The sequence below is a fragment of the Paenibacillus sp. JT22N7 genome (assembly GCF_059383875.1).
In genome coordinates this window covers 105,678-124,539 of sequence record NZ_JBXENY010000008.1, presented here as the reverse complement: position 1 = coordinate 124,539, position 18,862 = coordinate 105,678, and the positions used below count along the sequence as shown (strand labels likewise).

General features: G+C 50.6%; 16 protein-coding genes. 8 read left to right on the top strand and 8 right to left on the bottom strand.

Annotation, left to right across the window (positions count from 1 at the left end; genetic code table 11):
* Positions 1-2: 2 nt before the first annotated feature.
* The 4 genes from AC50Y5_RS21545 to AC50Y5_RS21530 all read left to right on the top strand — a co-directional run bounded on the left by AC50Y5_RS21545 (position 3) and on the right by AC50Y5_RS21530 (position 6,162).
* A complete protein-coding gene (locus AC50Y5_RS21545; RefSeq protein WP_056033054.1) occupies positions 3-338 on the top strand; it encodes a type II toxin-antitoxin system PemK/MazF family toxin in 336 nt (111 codons plus the stop codon).
* A 477-nt stretch (positions 339-815) separates the two neighbouring features.
* Positions 816-2,048, top strand: coding sequence for a hypothetical protein (locus tag AC50Y5_RS21540; RefSeq protein WP_056032266.1), 1,233 nt, complete (start codon positions 816-818; stop codon positions 2,046-2,048).
* Complete coding sequence (locus AC50Y5_RS21535; protein ID WP_056032269.1) at positions 2,045-5,071, top strand: DEAD/DEAH box helicase; 3,027 nt, start codon at positions 2,045-2,047, stop codon at positions 5,069-5,071. The genes AC50Y5_RS21540 and AC50Y5_RS21535 overlap by 4 nt, the downstream gene beginning before the upstream one ends.
* A 218-nt stretch (positions 5,072-5,289) precedes the next feature.
* Positions 5,290-6,162 (top strand): hypothetical protein, encoded by an 873-nt coding sequence (locus tag AC50Y5_RS21530; RefSeq protein WP_056032272.1) that lies wholly within the window; start codon positions 5,290-5,292, stop codon positions 6,160-6,162.
* Positions 6,163-6,259: 97 nt separating this feature from the next.
* Here AC50Y5_RS21530 and AC50Y5_RS21525 read toward each other — a convergent pair whose 3' ends face one another.
* Positions 6,260-6,472: a TM2 domain-containing protein gene (locus AC50Y5_RS21525; protein ID WP_056032274.1), complete on the bottom strand. Its 213-nt coding sequence runs from the start codon at positions 6,470-6,472 to the stop codon at positions 6,260-6,262.
* A gap of 208 nt (positions 6,473-6,680) precedes the next feature.
* Here AC50Y5_RS21525 and AC50Y5_RS21520 point away from each other — a divergent pair, with 208 nt between their 5' ends.
* Positions 6,681-7,292, top strand: coding sequence for a TetR/AcrR family transcriptional regulator (locus tag AC50Y5_RS21520; RefSeq protein WP_056032277.1), 612 nt, complete (start codon positions 6,681-6,683; stop codon positions 7,290-7,292).
* Between the two features lie 40 nt (positions 7,293-7,332).
* Positions 7,333-8,562 carry an MFS transporter gene (locus tag AC50Y5_RS21515; RefSeq protein ID WP_056032280.1) on the top strand — a complete coding sequence of 410 codons (1,230 nt, stop codon included), beginning with the start codon at positions 7,333-7,335 and terminating at the stop codon, positions 8,560-8,562.
* Positions 8,563-8,747: 185 nt separating this feature from the next.
* On the opposite strand, the gene AC50Y5_RS21510 is transcribed toward AC50Y5_RS21515, so the two are convergent.
* Positions 8,748-9,695: an AraC family transcriptional regulator gene (locus tag AC50Y5_RS21510; protein WP_056032282.1), complete on the bottom strand. Its 948-nt coding sequence runs from the start codon at positions 9,693-9,695 to the stop codon at positions 8,748-8,750.
* Positions 9,696-9,860: 165 nt separating this feature from the next.
* Here AC50Y5_RS21510 and AC50Y5_RS21505 point away from each other — a divergent pair, with 165 nt between their 5' ends.
* Positions 9,861-11,159 carry an alpha-glucosidase/alpha-galactosidase gene (locus tag AC50Y5_RS21505; RefSeq protein WP_056032283.1) on the top strand — a complete coding sequence of 433 codons (1,299 nt, stop codon included), beginning with the start codon at positions 9,861-9,863 and terminating at the stop codon, positions 11,157-11,159.
* 84 nt (positions 11,160-11,243) lie between these two features.
* Here AC50Y5_RS21505 and AC50Y5_RS21500 read toward each other — a convergent pair whose 3' ends face one another.
* The 6 genes from AC50Y5_RS21500 to AC50Y5_RS21475 form a co-directional block, all read right to left on the bottom strand.
* Positions 11,244-12,101 (bottom strand): class II fructose-bisphosphate aldolase, encoded by an 858-nt coding sequence (locus AC50Y5_RS21500; RefSeq protein ID WP_056032285.1) that lies wholly within the window; start codon positions 12,099-12,101, stop codon positions 11,244-11,246.
* A gap of 235 nt (positions 12,102-12,336) precedes the next feature.
* Positions 12,337-12,813 (bottom strand): HPP family protein, encoded by a 477-nt coding sequence (locus tag AC50Y5_RS21495; protein ID WP_056032287.1) that lies wholly within the window; start codon positions 12,811-12,813, stop codon positions 12,337-12,339.
* 261 nt (positions 12,814-13,074) lie between these two features.
* A complete protein-coding gene (locus AC50Y5_RS21490; protein ID WP_056032289.1) occupies positions 13,075-13,866 on the bottom strand; it encodes a hypothetical protein in 792 nt (263 codons plus the stop codon).
* Between the two features lie 98 nt (positions 13,867-13,964).
* Positions 13,965-15,104, bottom strand: a complete 1,140-nt coding sequence (locus AC50Y5_RS21485; protein WP_056032291.1) for a toxic anion resistance protein — start codon at positions 15,102-15,104, stop codon at positions 13,965-13,967.
* Between the two features lie 39 nt (positions 15,105-15,143).
* On the bottom strand, positions 15,144-16,832 hold the full coding sequence (locus tag AC50Y5_RS21480; protein WP_056032294.1) for a vWA domain-containing protein: 1,689 nt from the start codon (positions 16,830-16,832) through the stop codon (positions 15,144-15,146).
* Positions 16,833-16,845: 13 nt separating this feature from the next.
* The gene (locus AC50Y5_RS21475) at positions 16,846-17,592 is read right to left on the bottom strand and encodes a hypothetical protein (protein WP_056032297.1); all 747 of its coding nucleotides are present in this window, start codon (positions 17,590-17,592) and stop codon (positions 16,846-16,848) included.
* A 329-nt stretch (positions 17,593-17,921) separates the two neighbouring features.
* Here AC50Y5_RS21475 and AC50Y5_RS21470 point away from each other — a divergent pair, with 329 nt between their 5' ends.
* Positions 17,922-18,824, top strand: a complete 903-nt coding sequence (locus AC50Y5_RS21470; protein WP_056032300.1) for a class I SAM-dependent methyltransferase — start codon at positions 17,922-17,924, stop codon at positions 18,822-18,824.
* The last annotated feature ends 38 nt before the right edge of the window (positions 18,825-18,862 follow it).

The following is an 18,862-nucleotide window of genomic DNA, read 5'->3' as shown; positions in this document are numbered from 1 at the left end:
CGATACCTATCCCCCAGCGCGGCGATTTAATATGGCTGGATTTTGATCCCCAAGCTGGTCATGAGCAGGCTGGGAGAATACCAGCTCTTGTGTTGTCCGAGGCTGATTTTAACGAACTAACCGGCTTTGCAGTTGTGTGTCCCATTACGAGCCAAATTAAAGAATATCCGTTTGAAGTCGCGTTGCCTGGCGGTCTTGCCTTCTCTGGAGTTGTCCTGACCAATCAAATGAAAAGTCTCGACGTGCAGAAACGGAAAATTAAAATTATGGGCAGCGTCCCTGTAGATTCTCCTTTCATGAAAGCTGTGCTGCGCAACACGCGCTCTATACTGGCCTAATTAAGCAATCGCCGCGCCCTTAACCATTAGGAGCGCGGCGATTTCGTATGAATGAGCGATTTGCCAACTCTATTTTTATTCGCGTATAGTTAGGGTGAGAACCACGGTGGGCGAACAAGAGCAGCATACTAAAGCGCTCGGTCAGCTCAGCACGAATATTCTCCATTTAAAAGGACTGACATTCCGCTATTTCAGCAATTTTCATGTTTTCGACTGCTGCGCGGACAGGGAAGCCGTTATGCCACACCCTATCGCTTCAAATAGGAGGAATAGGGGCGATTAGCGGCTTCTGTGTCCGCCAGCACGGCCAAAAACCATTTTTGCAGAGAATAACGGCTGCTGTGTCCGCCAAAGTCTCTATATATCCAAATACATAACCATAATTGCCTATACCTCGCACTTTTTGATGAATGGAAGCTGAATGAAGCTAGCCCACAAGCCCAGCCTTGAAGAAAATGTCTCAGGAGATTGATTCGAATGATGCCTATAGATAAACAGAACGAGCGAAAAAAAAATGCCGCACTCCAGCAGCTACCCGAGCAGCCGATTTCGCAGTGGCGAAAATGGCTGCTGCAATGCTTGGAGCCGCTGGCCGCACAAACGAGAAACAGCGACTATGCTGGCCGCGCAGCTGAGCTTATTAAGCAATCGCGGCCCGCTTTTTCCCCTGCGATGAAATGCCTGTTCGAGCTGCACAGCTTCCTGTTTATTATGGAGCAGCTGCATACGGGCACGTTCGTCGGCTACCACACGCGAGTCGCGATGGAGGATGTGCAGGGCAGCATCAACAAGCTGTTCGAGCTGTCGCCGGATCTCGCTGATGCCGAGCCGGCGTTTTGGGACCGCCTGGCGGAAACGCTGGCGGATTTGCGTGGAAGACTGCTCGCGGAGGAGCGGTATGCGGATTATTTTTCACCTGTGTATTATGCGCTTTGGAGAAAATGGCTCTATCCCCGCCTGCCCGGCAGCCCGCTGCTTGCGGAGGAGCTTGAACACCTTGAGGCGCTAAAGCCCCAGCAGAAAATCGCCCAGACGCGCTATCAATGGATGTTCGCCAAATGCTGGCTGAGCTTTCTGCTAGGGCGCGACGAGGAGGCGCAAGCGCTGCTGACCGCGCTGGGCCGCAAATCCAAGCTGCGCATTCATGATTATTATGCCTTGCTGGATGAGCTGGAGCAGCGCAAGGAGTGGAATCGGCTGCTCTACTGGCTGAAGCAAACCGCGAGCCTGCTGGCGGATCATCATGGCGTGCATTTGAACGCTTTTTTCGCCTATTGGGATGCGGTGCTGGCGGAAATGCCTCAGGAGGAGGAAGCGATGTGGGAGCAATTGCTGCTCCTGCTGCCCGCCTCGCGCTCCATCTATGCAGACAAGCTTCATCATTATGAAAAATGGCAGGAGTGGATCGATTACCAGCTAAGCGAAGGCATCGACCCCCTGTATTATCGCGTCGCCATGTTCGCTCCGATCGAGAAGCACGCGCCTGAGCTGCTGCTTCCCTTCTATCACCAAGCCGCCGAGCGTTATGTGCTGCTGAAAAACAGGGACGGCTACAAATCGGCAGTCAAGCTGCTGAAACGATTAGCGAAGCTGTATAAAAAACGCAAGGACGAGGCGGGCTGGGAAACGTTCATCACCGCCTTCGCTGGGCGCTACAGCCGCTTGCGGGCTTTGCAGGAAGAGCTGCGAAAGGGGAAATTGCTGTCATGAGCACCGAGCTGACGAAGAGCCCATCATGGACGACGATAACGGTACATTTGGCTTTAACCGATTTTGGCGATGCGCTGCTGTATGCGGTGGATGACCGCCAGGATCTGCTTTCCGGCATACGCCTCAAGCAAAGCCTATTCGCTTGGCATGCGGCCACCACCTATGGGACCGAGCTTGAAATCCGGCAAATGGAGCAGGTGGAGTTGGTTGTGCTTCCCGCGGAGCATGTGCTCCCCTTCTTTGCCGAGCAGCGCCTGCTGGCGCATATTCATTGGGAATGGGACGAGCAGTCGGCTGCGCTCATCCGGCTTGCGCCTTTGCTGCACGAGCACACGGAGGCCAAGCGCTACTTGCCGAGCCACTCCGCATGGCGAGCCGGACAGCTGCAATGGGTGTGGGACAGCTCCGCTTCGGCGGAGCTGGCAAGCGAGCTTGCGCTTGCTGAGGAGAAAGTGAAGGACGGCCGCTTGTCGAATGGCTTTCTCGGCATGCTGGAAGCCGCCTTCTCGGCGGCGGTGTTCCAGCGCTATTACAACAGTGAAGCAGCATCCGCCGATTTGCGCGCGGAATATCCGCTGCTGTTCGTGAAGGAGAAGGCGATCTTCGCTGGCCTTGATGCGTCCGGCTGGCTGATGGCCGTCGGCTGGAAGGCAGACCATGCGCCGTTCCGCCCTATGCTGCAGCTGCTTGAGCCGGGCGAGGAAACCGATGAGGCGTGGCAGCTGCGGCTCGTGCTGCAGGACAAGCTGGACCCATCGGTGCTGCGGCCTGTGAGGCTGTCGCAGCATGGCGATGTCGCCGGCGAAGTTCCGGCGGCTTGGGTTCATGCTGTGCGCGAGCGATCCTCCGGATGGCTGGATCATCTGCGCGCCAGTCTGCCTGACGAGCATTTGGCAGGCGAGAAATACGATGTGCTGAGAGTGCCGCTCAGCAGCGACTCCGTCTGGCGCTTCCTGACGGTGGGCAGCAACCGCCTGCTCGAAGCAGGCTGGCAGGTGCTGCTCCCCGCCTGGTGGGAAAGCGCCCGCCGCAAAAAGCCTAAACTGCGCGCCAAGGTCAAGGAAGAGGAAAATCCGGCGAAAGGCCGCTCCTTCTTCGGGCTGGACGCCATTATTGAATTCGATTGGCGCGTTTCCGTCGGCGATCTTACGCTCACGGAGGCGGAGTTTTCGGAGCTGCTTGCCCGTCAGGAGCGGCTGCTGCAATTCCGCGGGCAGTGGGTGACGCTCGATCCCGGCTTGCTGGAGCAAATCAGCAAAATGATGAAGGGCATGAACAGCGCCCAAGGGCTCTCCTTCCAGGATGTGCTTCAGCTCCATCTGCTTTCGCGGAAAGACTATTTCGCCCGCAAGGAAGAAGCAGCAGAAGACTCGGCGGATGAGGCTGAGGATGAAAATGAGCAGCTGCGGCTGGAAGTCGAGCTTAACAGCTATATGCAGGAGATGATGGACCGGCTCGTGCAGCAAAAAGAGGCGCCAGCGCTTCCCGTTCCTGCGGGCTTGCAGGCGACGCTGCGCGCTTATCAGCAGGAAGGCTATTCATGGCTTGCTTTTATGCGCCAGCTCGGGCTTGGCGCATGTCTTGCCGACGACATGGGCCTCGGCAAGACGGTGCAGCTCATCGCCTACCTGATGCAGATGAAGGAGACGAGCGGCACGGGCCGCGCCGCCGCTCTCATCATTTGCCCGACCTCGGTGCTCGGCAACTGGCAGAAGGAAATTAGCCGCTTCGCGCCATCACTGAACGTCATGCTGCATTACAGCAGCAAGCGGCTGACGGGCGACGCTTTCTACGAAGCCGCCAGCAAAGCGGATGTTATTCTCACTTCTTTCGCGACCTCCATGCTCGATCAGGAGCTGCTGCAAGGGCGCACATGGGAAGCGATTTGCCTCGACGAGGCGCAAAATATTAAAAATGCGCAAACGAAGCAGGCCGCTGCCATCCGCAGCTTGCCCGCCAAGCATCGCATTGCGCTGACCGGAACGCCGATTGAAAACCGGCTGAGCGAGCTGTGGTCGATCTATGATTTTATGAATCCCGGCTTTCTTGGCAGTGCGCAGGGCTTTCAGAAGCGCTTCGCAACGCCAATTGAGCAGGAGCAGGACCCGGAGCGCGTTATCGATTTGCAGCGGCTGGTCAAGCCTTTCATGCTGCGCCGCAAAAAGAAAGACCCGGCGATTCAGCTCGACCTGCCGGATAAGAATGAGATGAAAACGTACGTTCATCTCACCGCCGAGCAAGGTGCGCTTTATACGCAAACCGTCAATGAGCTGATGGCTAAGGTGCAGCGGGTGGAGGGCAACAAGCGCCGAGGCGCGATTTTGTCCGTGCTGACGCAGCTCAAGCAAATATGCAACCATCCCGCTTTACTGGAGGATGGGATGCCGCTTGAGGTGATGGAGGCGGAAATTGCCAGTGGCACGACCGGCGCTGAGGCCGCAATGGAGTCGCTGATTAGCCGATCGTCCAAGCTAGAGCGGCTGATGGCGATGGTGAAGGAGCTGCGAGCCGAAGGCGAGCGCTGCCTTATTTTCACGCAATATATCGGTATGGGACAACTGCTACAAGGGGTTCTGGAGCGGGAGCTTCAGGAGCGTGTGCTTTATTTGAACGGCAGCACGACGAAGCTCACTCGCGACCGGATGATTGAACGGTTCCAATCGAATACGCTCCCGGCGTCCGAGCAGCCGAACGTCTTTATTTTGTCGATTAAAGCAGGCGGCGTCGGCCTGAATTTGACCGCAGCCAATCATGTATTCCATTTCGACCGCTGGTGGAATCCCGCCGTGGAAAATCAGGCGACCGACCGCGCCTACCGCATGGGGCAAACCCGCGACGTGCAGGTGCACAAGTTCATTGCGCTCGGCACGCTGGAGGAACGGATCGACGAAATGCTGGAATCCAAGCAGAAGCTGAGCGAAAATGTCATTTCCAGCAGCTCCGAGACGTGGATTACCGAGCTCGATAACGCGGCGCTCCAGCAGCTCGTCACGCTGAAGCAGGACTGGGCCGGTGAAGCTTAGGCGGCTTCGCGCCGCCAGCGCCATACGGACGGTGAATGGGAGGCGCCGCCTCACTCGCGCTAGACAGCGGAATGATGATCTCCTTCCTTATGCTAATGACCCTCCCAGCCTCACCACAAGTGCACGCACGGTCGCCAAGATGCTGGATGGGCCATTTTTATGCTAAACTGGTTGTACCTAAAACAATTTAGCCGGAATGACGGAAAGGCGGGAATATGATGGAGTATGCGTTTGTAATTGAACCGCAAAATTACCAGCTCTTTGAAAATGATGAGGAACAGGTGGAGAAATGCCAGGAGTGGGGCCTGCTTTCAGGGAAAGCCAGCAAAACAAAAACCTTTTATTATAAAGGCCACGGCCTGAATATCGTTTGCAGCATCGTCGGTTTCGTCGATAAAATGACCGCCGTCATACAGCTCGGCAACGATCAGCTGCACTGCATCCATCCTTCGTACCTGAAGGAAATGCAAGCGGCAAGCTATGGCGCGAAGCATGCGGCCGGCGTCGAGGCTGACGAGACTGGCGAGGAAGCTGCAATTAATGAAACAGAAGCCGTTGAAGCGCAAGCTGTAGAAAACGGCACTGACGTTAACAGCGATTTCGCAGCCGTGGGCGAGAGCGATGCGGGTTCGGCCAAGACGGTCGAGGAAATGCTTGCGGAAGCAGGCTTTGCTTTCGACTCGGTCGAAAGTGCAGCAGCGATTCCAGAAGCAGTAGAGGAAGCGGCGGACAAGGCGGAGCAAGCGGAAGAAAAACCGAAAAGCAAAGCCAAAAAAGAAAAAGCGCCGAAGCTGGAGCTGCCGGAGGACAAGGTTAAAATGATCGCGACCGTTAAGGAGTTTACGACGGTGCCGAACCATTTTTCCGATAATGATGATGAGGTTGTCATTTATGAGGCCGTGTCCATCACTGAACAAGGGACGCTCGTGGGCGAAGCCTGGTCCAGCCATAGCGCCACGCTCAAAAAACAGGAGCTGGAAGTAGGCGATGTTATCACCTTCGAGGCTAAAATTGTAGCCAAAAAGCTGACCAAGCATCCCGTTCCTTATAAAATCAACAACCCCGCGAAAATTAAAAAAGAAGAGGCTTGAATATAAGGGCAGCATCAGCACAGCCTACTTAAATACGCGGACGCAAAAAAGAGCTCCTTTGAGAGCTCTTTTTCCCTTTTTACCTATAAAATGATCGTTATGCTTTAATTTCACGGCCTTCTGAATCTTTAAATGCGCCGCAAATGATCATAATTAAGTCGATTAGTGTCCAGATACCAAAGCAACCCAATGTAATCAGCATCAAAATGCCTGTTCCCACTTTTCCCGCATAAAAACGATGAATGCCGAAAGATCCTAAAAAGAAACATAACAATATTGCTGCTACAAAAGATTTATCACTCTTTACCACTTGTAAATCCCTCCATTATATATTCTACTCTTCCATTATCGGCATATGGCCAGAAATTCTTTACATATAACATGAAAATGTTAATAAAATATTTGGTATTTCTTTAACTATATAACCCTCTTAACCTCTCATTTGCATTTCCCCTGATTATTTTGCTATTATTATAGAACGAACGTTCAGTATAATTAACAGAAAGGGGCAGCGCCTCATGAACAAGAAACAGCTGCAAAGCGAGCAAACGAAGAAGAAAGTCGCAAGTGCCGCGCGGGCGCTTTTCGCCCAGAAGGGCTATAAAGGGACTTCGATTGAAGACATTGTAGAGGCGACCGAAAGCAGTAAGGGCAATATTTATTACCATTTTAAAAGCAAGGAAGGCTTGTTTCTCTATCTTTTAGAGGAATGGGATTTGGAATGGGAGCAAAAATGGAATGAGCAGCAGGCGCTCTATGAGACGTCCACCGAAAAGCTGTACGCCATTGTCGAGCAAAGTGTAATGGATGATTTCAGCCATCCGCTTACGAAAGCGGCCGATGAATTTTTCAACCATGAGGAGAAAACCACTGAGGTTGAGAAACGGATGACGGTCATGATTGACCGGCATTTGGAATTCAACAAGCGCCTCATTCAGGAAGGCATTGACCGTGGCGAATTAGAGCCGATGCAGGTTGAGCATTTGGCGATTATATTGGAAAGCTTGTTTTTCGGCTTGAATCAATTGTCCAGACGCTCCTATGCGATGGATGAGGTTTTGACCATTTACAGAACCGCTATAAAGGTTGTTCTTTATGGCATCGCAACCTCTAAGCAGCACCAAACCTAATCATTAAAACAACCTAGATCAGGGTGAAAGGATTTTAACCATGTCATTATTACTACGGAACAGAGGAGCTATACTCCTTCTGATGGGCAATATTTTGCTCGTATTTACAGGCATTGGGCTCGTCATTCCCGTTATGCCTGCCTATATGCGAGAGCTGGATTTGAACGGAAGCATACTTGGCTTCATGGTAGCGGCCTTTTCCTTGGCCCAATTATTATTTTCCCCGCTTGCAGGCAGGCTCTCCGATTCTTTCGGCCGAAAAAAAATGATCGTCGCAGGCGTTACGCTGTTCGCGCTCTCAGAATGGATGTTTGGCGCGGTCAGCGAGCCGTGGCTGCTGTTTGTTTCACGCATACTTGGCGGAGTCGGGGCCGCGTTCAGCATGCCTTCGATTATGGCTTACGTCGCTGACGTTACTAGCAACGAAGAACGCGCCAAAGGCATGGGCTATATCAATGCCGCGATTACGACCGGATTTATTATTGGTCCCGGCATCGGAGGTTATTTAGCCGAATTTGGCGTTCGCGTCCCTTTTTATGTAGCGGGCATCGCCGGCGGGGTGGCCGCCATCGTTACGCTGCTTGTTTTGCCAGAATCCAAGGCGAAGGCCGCTCCAACGGCTGCCGCTTTAGCCCCCTCTAAGGCTAAGGCCTCAGCCTCGGCTTCGGCTGGCGAACCCAGCTTTATGTCCCAGCTGCTGACGTCTTATAAGCAGCCGTATTTTTTCAGCTTAATCATCGTGCTTGTCGCCTCGTTCGGACTTGCGAATTATGAGACGGTATTCGGCTTGTACGTTGACCATCGCTTCGGCTTTACAGCAACCGACATCGCTTTTATTATTACGTTCGGCTCGATCGCGGGCGCGGTTGTGCAGGTCACGATTTTCGGCTGGATTTTGAATCGGTTTGGCGAGCAGAACGTCATTACGTGGTCGTTGTTTATTGCGGGCCTATTCGTTCTGCTGATGTTATTGACCAACAACTACTGGATGGTGTTCGTGGTCACTTTCTTTCTGTTCCTGTCGGTCGATATTTTGCGCCCAGCCATCGGCACCCAAATTTCCAAAATGGCAAATGACCAGCAAGGCTACCTCGCTGGCTTGAACTCCGCTTTTACGAGCCTCGGAAACATTCTTGGCCCGATCACTGCGGGCGTGCTGTTTGATATGAATATCAACTTCCCGTATGCCTCCGCTGGCATCGTGCTCCTGCTGTGCTTCCTTCTGTCCATGCGGGCTGGGAAAAAGAAAGCTGTCCCCGCTCGCGGTTAGAGCCGCGCATCGTTTGCAGGCGGGAGCGATTCTGTTTAGCATCGCCTGTCATCAAAGCAAAGCAAGCTGCCGCATGCTGTGAAGCACGGCGCTTGCTATCTCGCATTCTATGGGTGAGTTTTGGCTTAATCGCCAAAGCCCACCCTTTTTTTATTAAGAGATACGCTTTGACCAATCCCATTCTCTTACAGCTTGCCCTGCTGCTCCTCCAGCAGCTCTCGCGTTCGGCGCGGCGATTGGCCGATGACCTTTTTGAACATTTTGGAGAAAAGAAAGGGATCGGTGTAGCCCACCGAGCGGGAAATATCGCTCACCGACAGCTGCTTGCTGCTCAGCAGCTCCACTGCCCGATTCATTCGAAATTGCAGCAAAAACGCTTGCAGCGATAGGTCAAACTGCTGCTTGAACAAGCTGGACAAATAGGTACGATCCAAGCCAACAGCGTGAGCGATTTGCTCAACCGTTGTTTTCTGGCTGTAGTTATTTTCGATATAGGTAATCGCCTCATTGATATAGGTTTCCTTGGAGTTCGCACGGAGCGGCTGCGCATCCACTAATGCAGGGTCTGCACATTCCATCAACTCTCCAATTAGCCGGTACAAAATGCTCTGGTACAAAATGTCCCGACAGCCCGTTTCATGGGCATTCACAAGCTCCTGATGGCTAGTGTCAAACCAATTGGCACAATCACTATTCTCTCTATTGCTCTCCCCTCTCCTCTCACAGCTCTCACTCTCGCTCTCGCTCTGGCCCCGGCTATGGCCTTCCCCTGTCCTCTTGGCGCGAAATATCGGCTGCGATACACTGAGCCCCGCCCGCCGCATAAACGCCCTTGCGTGAAGCCCATCAAAGCCCACCCACGAGTAGACCCAAGGGTCAGCCTCATCCGCTGTATAATGGACAATTGCGCCCGGCGTTATGAGAAAGCCCTGACCTTGTGTCAGCTGATACGTCTCTCCTCCGGTACTAAATTCACCTGAGCCGCTGATCACATAATGGATAATATACAAGTCGCGCAAGCCCGGGCCCCAGCTATGTCTAGGCTCACATTCTTCCTTGCCAAAAAAACGCAAAAACAGCTCCATCTGCCGCTGCGGCGTCTCCCGATTATGCCTAACTTCGGTCAGAGGCATTCCACATCCCCCCTCATTATGACAGGTAATAGTATAATATGATGAATAAAATCATGCAATGTAAAGGCATTATGACAGGTTTAACAGGAATTACTCCATGTTCCTGCTTCCGCTTCGGGGCTATAGTTAAGGAGTCAAAGCTATTCATAAACGGAGGCGAATTCATTGGCAAAAATAACGTTCCTTGGTGCGGGCAGTACTGTTTTTGTGAAAAATGTGTTGGGTGATGTCATGCTTACAGAAGCCCTGCAGGGCTTCGAGCTAGCTTTGTTTGATATTGATGGCGGCCGGCTGCGTGAATCCGAGCAGCTGCTGCAGAATATGAAGGAGTCGCTCGGAAGCAGCTGCATCATTAAAGCGTATACCGACCGCAAGGAGGCGCTTCGCGGCGCTAAATATGTCGTCAATGCCATTCAGGTTGGCGGTTACGATCCTTGCACCATAACCGATTTCGAAATTCCGAAAAAATACGGCTTGCGCCAGACGATTGCCGATACGGTTGGCATCGGCGGCATTTTCCGCAATCTGCGTACGATTCCGGTCGTGCTTGATTTTGCAGCAGATATTCAGGAGGTTTGTCCAGACGCCCTGTTCCTCAACTACACCAATCCAATGGCTGTACTGACGAATGTGCTCATATCGCAAGGCGGCTTGCAGGCTGTAGGACTCTGTCACAGCGTACAAATATGTGTACCGCATCTATTCGAGCATCTGGGCATCGATACGGCAGGTGTCAAAACGAGGATCGCCGGCATTAACCATATGGCGTGGCTGCTTGAAGCAACGAAGGACGGCGTCGATTTGTACCCGGAAATTAAACGGCGCGCAGCGGAAAAACAAGCGGAGCAGCACCACGATATGGTACGCTACGAGCTCATGCTGAAATTCGGCTATTATGTAACGGAATCTTCCGAGCATAATGCAGAATACCATCCGTACTTCATTAAAAGGAACTATCCGGAGCTGATTGAACGCTTCAATATTCCGCTTGATGAGTACCCGCGCCGCTGCATTGAGCAAATCAAAGGCTGGGAAGAAAGACGTGATTCGATGCTTGGCAATAAGAAGATTGAGCATACGCGCAGCCGCGAATATGCTTCTCATATTATGGAAGCAATCGAAACGAATAATCCTTATAAAATCGGCGGCAATGTGATGAACACTGGCCTCATTACGAACCTGCCGAAGGAAGCCTGCGTCGAGGTGCCTTGCTTGGTTGACCGTTCCGGCGTGACGCCAACCTTTGTTGGCGACCTTCCACCGCAGCTCGCCGCGTTAAACCGCACGAATATTAATACACAGCTGCTCACGATTGAAGCCGCCAAAACATTGAAGCGCGAGCATATTTATCACGCCGCTCTGCTGGACCCGCATACGTCGGCGGAATTGTCGATGGACGACATTGTCTCGCTTTGCGATGAGCTGATTGAAGCGCATGGCAGCTGGCTTCCGTCGTATCGTTAAGAAAAGAGTAAGGTATACAGCAAAAAAGGGCTAGTCCAACTGCATGCAGCAGCCGGACCAGCCCTTTTTCATTTATATATAGGCTTACGCTTTGTTGGAAGAACCGAACTCGCGAATTTTGCCCATAACGGTTTGTTTGATCGCTTCACGGCCTGGAGCCAAAAATTTACGTGGATCGAATACTTCGGAATCCGAAGTCAGGATTTCACGAGCAACTTTAGTGAACGCGATTTGGTTTTCAGTGTTAACGTTGATTTTAGCTGTTCCAAGGGAAATGGATTTTTTGATTTGCTCAGTAGGGATACCAGTACCACCGTGCAATACCAATGGCAGCTTGATTGTTTGGCAAATTTCTTCCATTTCTTTGAAGCCCAGGTTTGGTTCGCCTTTGTAAGGACCGTGAACGGAACCAAGTGCTGGAGCTAGGCAATCGATACCTGTAAGCTCAACGAGTTGTTTACACTCTTGTGGATCAGCGTAGATAACGCCATCAGCAATAACGTCATCCTCTTGTCCGCCAACTGTTCCCAGTTCAGCTTCAACAGAAATGCCGCGCTCGTGAGCATATTCAACAACTTGCTTCGTTGTTTTTACGTTTTCTTCGAATGGGGAATGGGAAGCATCGATCATAACGGAAGTGAAGCCTGCATCGATTGCTTCTTTACATTTTTCGAAGCTGGAACCGTGGTCCAAGTGAATCGCAACTGGAACCGTGATTTTCATTTCTTCGATTAGGGATTTAACGATTGCAGTAACAACCTTGAAACCGCCCATGTAACGTGCTGCGCCTTCAGAAACGCCCAAAATAACTGGGGATTTTTCTTCTTGAGCTGCGCCCAAAATTGCTTGCGTCCACTCCAGGTTGTTGATGTTGAATTGACCAACCGCGTAACCTTCTTTTAAACCTTTGTTCAACATGTCTTTCATCGAAACCAATGCCATGATAAATCCTCCTTCAGTGTAGTTGCAATTTAATGAATAGAACTTTCAATCATGCCCATTGATCTACAGCTTAAAACAACGCTTATAAACGACAGATCTATAAGCATGAACGGAATAATTTTATCCTTGTTCACATTCCTCATCTAATACTATATGTTATCACAAATTATATTATAAAACTACCTGCCCTGCGAGTGAATACTTTTCACACAATTGATAAGAATTTATAAATGAATTATTCCGGTTCAACAGATACACCATTTCTTTTGGTCAGGGAAAACAATGGGCTTAGCCGTTTCTCCGCCCATTCGGCAAGGAATAAAATCAGCATCAAGCCGAGCAGAGCCGCGCATACGGATATCGGAATGAGCCAAAGATGCGTCGAGTGGGAAAAGAACGGTATGAGCGACACCGCTACAATAGGCGGAGCATTCCATTTAAATTTGGTAATCATCCAGATTGTGATCAACACATTCACGAATAAGGAAATCGCGCTTGGATAGATGAAGAAAAGCAGCGTGCCGACGATTGACGAAATAAACGCGCCTAATGTAATTTTGCTGATCTCCGTATAACGGAATGACCGGGAAACGAACAGGAAGCTGAAAGCCCCCAAAGTAGGGAAAAATAAAGTATCGAGAAACGTAAAATGCAAGGAAAGCCAATAAATAAGCATAACGTAGGCGCCGATTGCGATCATTTTTAGATTCATTTTAAACCAATAAACCTCCAGTCAAAATTGCCAGCGGATTAGCTGAGTGTTCTGCATGGAATACTGGCAGTTTTGTAGTGCCTGCTTCATTCTATTAAGTTTCTCAAGAGGTGTCAATGCTGTGAACCGTCTGCCAAACGACAAAAGAGCACCTTTACGGTACTCTTCTCGTCTAACTGATTTTTTGTTTCTGAATCCGCCTAATCCGCTCGGGTCGATGCATGTATTTGCACCCAGACCGGGCGTCCAGCTATGCCGCTCTTAGGCTTCTCTTCCGAACACCTCAAACTGCGTTAAAGCCGGGAAAGGTGAAGGATCGGATGATTTTTTCAATTCGCTTAGCGTTACATGGTCAATCGCTCTGGATTCCAGCAGAATCGTTTGTGGTTTATGGGTTTTGATCAGGCTGGCCTGATGCGAGCTGCCATCCGAAAACGTCAGCGTCACATTTTCCCAATAATTATCATGTGGAAAATCGGCTCGCAGCGTTAAGACGACCTTGTCTACGACTACGGTGCGTCCGAAATCAATTGATATAGCCGCATCCGCTCTCTGGTTAATTCCCCATGATTCATAAGGCCATTCGCCATGCGAGTCATTCGCGGCATTCCCATTAATGGCGTTCCGTGCCGCAAATACGGCCTCTCCCCGCGTCTCGACATTAGCGGTAGCATGAGGGAAACAAGTGTCGTTGGCATGCTGGTCATATTCATTTTTCGCTACATTTTTGTAAGCGCCTATTTCCTCGTCGGTTGCCAGGCGAGCAGTCAGCACATGGATGTCGCCCGTAAACGATTTAGGTGAGTAAGATACTCTTTTTTCATCAAAAGGAATGATGTAGCGGTACTCCTCGCCCTTCAAATAAATGAAGGCCGGATTGATCGAATCCTCCAGCTGAATGACCAGATGCACATTGGCCCTCGAGCTTTTGAGAACGATTACATTTCCAGGCTCGTAAGCTTGCTTGTACACCAAATATACCTGTTCGCTGTCCGTACGGGTCTCAAGCACCGCTCCGTCGGCATTTTGAATCTCTAGGGATAAGTTAATCATCGCTTATTCTCCATTCTTTATGATAGTTCAGGAAATGATTACTTGAAAAAAAAGAGCAGGGGCTCTTCACACTTACTGCCCCTGCTCTCCATCCTCTTCTACAATCCCAGCCTCTGTCCCTTCTCCAGCCGCTGAATTTGCACCTCGCCGGTATCCGCCAGCTCTCTGAACTGCTGGATCGTTTGGCGCATTTTAGGCAGCGCCTCCTGCTTGTAGGTGCTGATCGAGTCCATCGCCGAAAGCACATCAGCGAAAGCCGTCTTTAGCGTATCGACGGAGATATTCGCTTCCATCGATTGCTTTTGGATCGCGGCTCCTTGGTTTTTCAGCATTTTGGAGGTGCCGCTGATCAGGCTATCGGTCGTCTGATTCAGCAGCTCGATTTTTTGCAGGACGATTCGTTGGTTGTAGAGCGCGCTGGCTACGGTAACGGAGATTTTCAGCGCCGAAACGGTGACGTTTCTCGCCCGATCTACCCCGCGGATCAGCTCCTTGTTGTTGCGCATGACAACCTCAATCGCCATAATGCCCTGCTGGTTCACGACGAGCATCTGCTGCAAATCCATGACGCGCTGGCGAAGCGGGAACAGTACCTCCTCGGTTATGAAACGGATTTTATCCTCCGACTCCTGACGTGACTTGGCTGCTGCAATCTGCGCTTCAATGCCTTCATCCATCAGCATGCCAAGCTGGATTTCCTTCTGCAGCTTCTTCGTCAGCTCGCGAAGCGCGTGCTGTTCCAGTTCCAGCGTAGTGTTGTCATTTTTAAGTATCGTACTGCCTTTGTCCAGCGATAAAATGATGCCCGAAATGACCGTATCCGCCTTCTGGTATTTCGCAAAATAACGCCGCAGCGGATTAAAAAACATGCCGAGCACGCCGCTTTTGGCAAAATCGACGACGCTCGGGTCCAGATCCTTGAGCTGGATGTGCAGCTCCGTCAAACCTTTCGCCACTTGGCCGCCTTCATCGCCCGTTTGAGACAAATGGCCAACCGCCACCTGCAGCAGCGAATTTTTCTCCGAGGAAGACCTCATCGACTGAATGCCAAACTGGTCAATCGATTGCAAAATCGCCTTCCGTTTTTCGAGTGAATCCAAATCCAGCTCCAAAATCGTCGACACATTGCTCGTCGCCAGCTCCCGCAGCTGGGTGACTTCCTCAGGCTCAGGCTTTACCTGCTCTTCAATGACCGATTTCAGCTTCTCCTCACTGACCACTTCCATCGTAAATGACATGGCTACCCCTCCTCTTCAACATAAAACGGTACTGTAAAATTACATTTGAACGTTCAGCAGATTTCCAATTTTATAGACGACATCGTCGGTGTCGGCGTTAATGCTTGCCGCCTCGTTAATGCTCGAAATGCTTTGCAGCGCCTTAATATTCGCGTTGTAACCAATGGTGTAAATCGGAATTTTGTACGTTTCGATAAGCCCTTTAATATCCTTCAGCGAATGCCCTTCATTCGTCTCCCCATCGCTTAGCACAAAAATGAGCGGCTTCACATCCGGGTTCGCAGCAAGCTCATCTTGCAGCATTTTCATGGCAACGACGATGCCGTCGAAGGTCGCCGTTCCTCCGCTCGCCTGCAAGCTATTGATTGCGCCAACAAACATCGATTGATGGTTGGTGTCGTATTTTCCGATTGGCAGGTTGATTGCCACGTCACTGGAATACGAAACGAACCCGATGCTGTTGTTTCTGCCCAAAAATTTCTGCCCCTTAAGCAGCGATTCCTTCAAGCGATTAAGCGGCTCGCCGCCCATGCTGCCCGAAATATCGGCTACAAAAACAGCGGCAATCGGCTTGCTTCCATCCTTCTTTTCCTTCCAAAGCTTCTGCGCGGAAGCCAGCGTTTTGCCGTTCACAGCTTCCATCTCGGACTTGTAGTCATTCAGGCCATTAAAGCCTTTTTCCTCAGCAGCCTTCTGGTATTTATCCTGCGTAACAAAATCGGCGAACTTCTGGATAATGTCCTGCTTATCCTTCGGCAGCTTGCCGAGCGCATACAGCGGGCTGTCATGTCTGACGCCGAAAGGCGTAAACACGTAACCGCTCTGGAAATCCGCCGCATTCACATAGGTTTGATATTCCAGTACAAAAGCATCTAGCATCCCCGTCTTAGCAGCCTCACGCATTTGCAGTGTAGTCGAGGCAAGGAATGGAACATTGGCCTGGAACTTCTCAAAGCCTTGCACCGCCTTCTCGCCCAGCAGCTCTTGGCTGTCAAACGTCGCGAGGGACGTCACTAAAAAGTTGAGGCCCGTTGAGCTGGCAAAAGGGTCGGTATAGCCCATCGCCACCTGATTGCTTGCAATGGCATCGGTCAGCGTCTTCACATTAAGCGAGCCATATTCGGCAATCAATTCATCATATTTCGCTTGAGTGGATACGATTCCCGCTACATTGCCTACGAGCCGTTTAGACACGAGCTTCGTTTGAACGCCACTCGCTGCGACCATCTCGCCCCACAGCTCGTTGGACGGGGTGAACGCATCCGGCACATATTTGCCTGAACGGATATAATCCGTTGCAGTGCCAGAAGCAATATTGCGGATTTTGACCGAAGCCGTTTTCCCATTCACTTTAATCTTCGCTTGATTAAAAGCGGTGGCGACATCGTTCAGCCAGCCATCCATTTCCGTACCTGATTTCTCGGTGGAGGAAAAAATTTCGACGAATTGGTCTGTCGTATTTTCAACCGATACGGGGAACTTCGAAATATCCGGCAAGGAGTCGCCGACATCGGCAGGATCAAGGTCGATCTGTCCTTTGACCGGCTCCGCAGTCGTAACTGAAATGCCTTGATAAAGCTTATTCAGCTGCTTGCTGGCATCTTCCGACGAAATCTGCGTATCCGTCTTGCCTATGTTCGAGGTCAAGCTAATCCCAAAGTAAACGAGAGCAAAAACAACAATCGCAATAAGTGCCAAAACTACAAAAGCTTTTCCTTTACTCGCCATCTGCGTCACCTTCTCATTGTTGATATAATTTGGTTTGCTTTATTAATACATCGATCTCCTTCATGCAGGGCATTTCCTCGACCGTCCGATAATCTGTGCTCCCCAGCAGTGAAATTTCGAGAGCCAAGCGGTCCAGCTTCAGCAAAATCTCTTCATTCGCTCCCAGATAACCGGACACGTAGTCCAGGTATTGCTGGTAAAGCTCTATTTTTTCCTGCATCAGCTTATTCGAGAACTTCCCCGTGCTCCGCTGCCGTTCCAAGGAGGCAAACTCAGCAGCATCGAACACGCCGAGCTTATTCAGCATCCCTTTAATATTCAAGTAAAAAAGCTTCTCGACCTCAACGATGACGGAGTCGAATTTCTTGTAGCTGATTTCCGTCTGCTCAAATCTTTGACCAAGAATATCGGACAAGATCGCTCTCTTCTTCGCTATCCGTTCCAGTTGGTCGAGGGCCACGGCGATGTCCTTGTGCAGCACTTTGACATTTTTGTAATAGGAAAGCGCCGCCATGAAATCCTCACGTGTTGCAATCGAACGGAGCTGCGGCACCGAAGCCGGCTTGAGCAGCAGCGTATAGCTTCCGTAAGTCAGAACCAGAAAGCTGCTGAACAATAAGGTTACGCCTGAAGCGGTTGCAAGAACACTTTCACCCCCTATAACCACCCCGACAAGCCCCGGTGACAAAATAACGATATTTAGGGCGACAACTCCGCCAATGAGTCCGAGCAGCTTCAAATATTTCGAATTATTCCCCATAAATAATTCCTCCACGAATGCGGTAACTTGTCTCCATTTGTAAAAAACAGCAGCATCATTCGCCTGCCTATTTAATTTTAACAGAGAATAACCGAACAAGCTCCTAAATGTTGCTAATCTTGCTTTAGATTCTATTTATACTCTAAGTACTTCCACGTTATTTGTCCGGTTCCATTTTATTTTTGAGTATGTCTTGAAACACGTCACTGTGCTTGAGGCGAAAAAAGAGAATTTGCTTTTCGTTCCGTTAAAGGTTATTGTAGATATACAGAGTCTTTAAAGTCTACGAAATGAAAACCATATTATAATTAAGGAAGGAATGACGAGATATGAGCAATGACTTGTTTAATGCAGCTGTGTGGGAGAAAGCTTGGACGGAGGACCCGAACGCGACGGGCAATAAAATGAAGAAGGCCGGCATTGGCCGTACATCCTTTGACCATAAAGCAAAGATCTTTAATGCAGAGGTATTCAGTGCAGAAGGAAGACATAGAAGCGAGCGAATTATTCGCTGGATAGAAGGGCAAGGTGTGGACTTCCAAGGGCTGTCCGTACTCGATATCGGAGCTGCCTCGGGCGGTTTTACGGTGCCCTTCGTTGACCGAGGAGCACGCGTGACAGCTGTGGAGCCTAATGTTCCGTTAAGCGAGCTGTTCAGGGAGAATACAGCAAGGTTTGATCAGGGGCAAGTAGAGCTAGTACATGATGTGTTTGAAGAGCTGGATATTGACGCAAGGGGCTGGAACAACGCCTATGATCTCGTATTTGTGTCCATGTGCCCAGTCATTGTCGATTGGGAAAGCGTGGAACGGGTGCTCAGTACCGCTCGCAAATATTGCTACATTAGTGTAGGTGCAGGGCCTAGAGAGCATAGCCTGCTCCAAGCCATTCTTCCTTTGCTGACGGGCCGCGAGGTTCATCCGGAAAGCTCGGATATGGCCTACTTGACCCACCTGCTCTATTTGAAGGGTTATTCGTTTGAATCCATTATTACGAAAGAAACCAAAACGACCGAGTCCACTTATGAAGAGGCCATAGAGGAAGTCATGCAAGCGCTGAAAACCCATAATCTGAATCCTGATGAGTCTACCCGCCAAACCGTTACCGAATATGTGCATCGTACTTATCCTGACGGCAAAGTGGTCATACATCAGAGCGGACGTTATGGCAAGGTGCTGATCCGGCTGCAGGAGCTGAATATGTATACAAGACCGGAAACTGTTAGAGCATAGGTCAGCGTGCGTCAACGTAGGCCGAGGTCATACCTTTC

What these genes read in the sequence shown, in the direction of transcription:
- AC50Y5_RS21540 (WP_056032266.1), top strand. Translation starts at nt 816, where the DNA reads ATGATGCCTATAGATAAACAGAACGAGCGAAAAAAAAATGCCGCACTC.
- AC50Y5_RS21535 (WP_056032269.1), top strand. Translation starts at nt 2,045, where the DNA reads ATGAGCACCGAGCTGACGAAGAGCCCATCATGGACGACGATAACGGTA.
- AC50Y5_RS21530 (WP_056032272.1), top strand. Translation starts at nt 5,290, where the DNA reads ATGGAGTATGCGTTTGTAATTGAACCGCAAAATTACCAGCTCTTTGAA.
- AC50Y5_RS21520 (WP_056032277.1), top strand. Translation starts at nt 6,681, where the DNA reads ATGAACAAGAAACAGCTGCAAAGCGAGCAAACGAAGAAGAAAGTCGCA.
- AC50Y5_RS21515 (WP_056032280.1), top strand. Translation starts at nt 7,333, where the DNA reads ATGTCATTATTACTACGGAACAGAGGAGCTATACTCCTTCTGATGGGC.
- AC50Y5_RS21510 (WP_056032282.1), bottom strand. Translation starts at nt 9,695, where the DNA reads ATGCCTCTGACCGAAGTTAGGCATAATCGGGAGACGCCGCAGCGGCAG.
- AC50Y5_RS21500 (WP_056032285.1), bottom strand. Translation starts at nt 12,101, where the DNA reads ATGGCATTGGTTTCGATGAAAGACATGTTGAACAAAGGTTTAAAAGAA.
- AC50Y5_RS21495 (WP_056032287.1), bottom strand. Translation starts at nt 12,813, where the DNA reads ATGAATCTAAAAATGATCGCAATCGGCGCCTACGTTATGCTTATTTAT.
- AC50Y5_RS21490 (WP_056032289.1), bottom strand. Translation starts at nt 13,866, where the DNA reads ATGATTAACTTATCCCTAGAGATTCAAAATGCCGACGGAGCGGTGCTT.
- AC50Y5_RS21485 (WP_056032291.1), bottom strand. Translation starts at nt 15,104, where the DNA reads ATGTCATTTACGATGGAAGTGGTCAGTGAGGAGAAGCTGAAATCGGTC.
- AC50Y5_RS21480 (WP_056032294.1), bottom strand. Translation starts at nt 16,832, where the DNA reads ATGGCGAGTAAAGGAAAAGCTTTTGTAGTTTTGGCACTTATTGCGATT.
- AC50Y5_RS21475 (WP_056032297.1), bottom strand. Translation starts at nt 17,592, where the DNA reads ATGGGGAATAATTCGAAATATTTGAAGCTGCTCGGACTCATTGGCGGA.
- AC50Y5_RS21470 (WP_056032300.1), top strand. Translation starts at nt 17,922, where the DNA reads ATGAGCAATGACTTGTTTAATGCAGCTGTGTGGGAGAAAGCTTGGACG.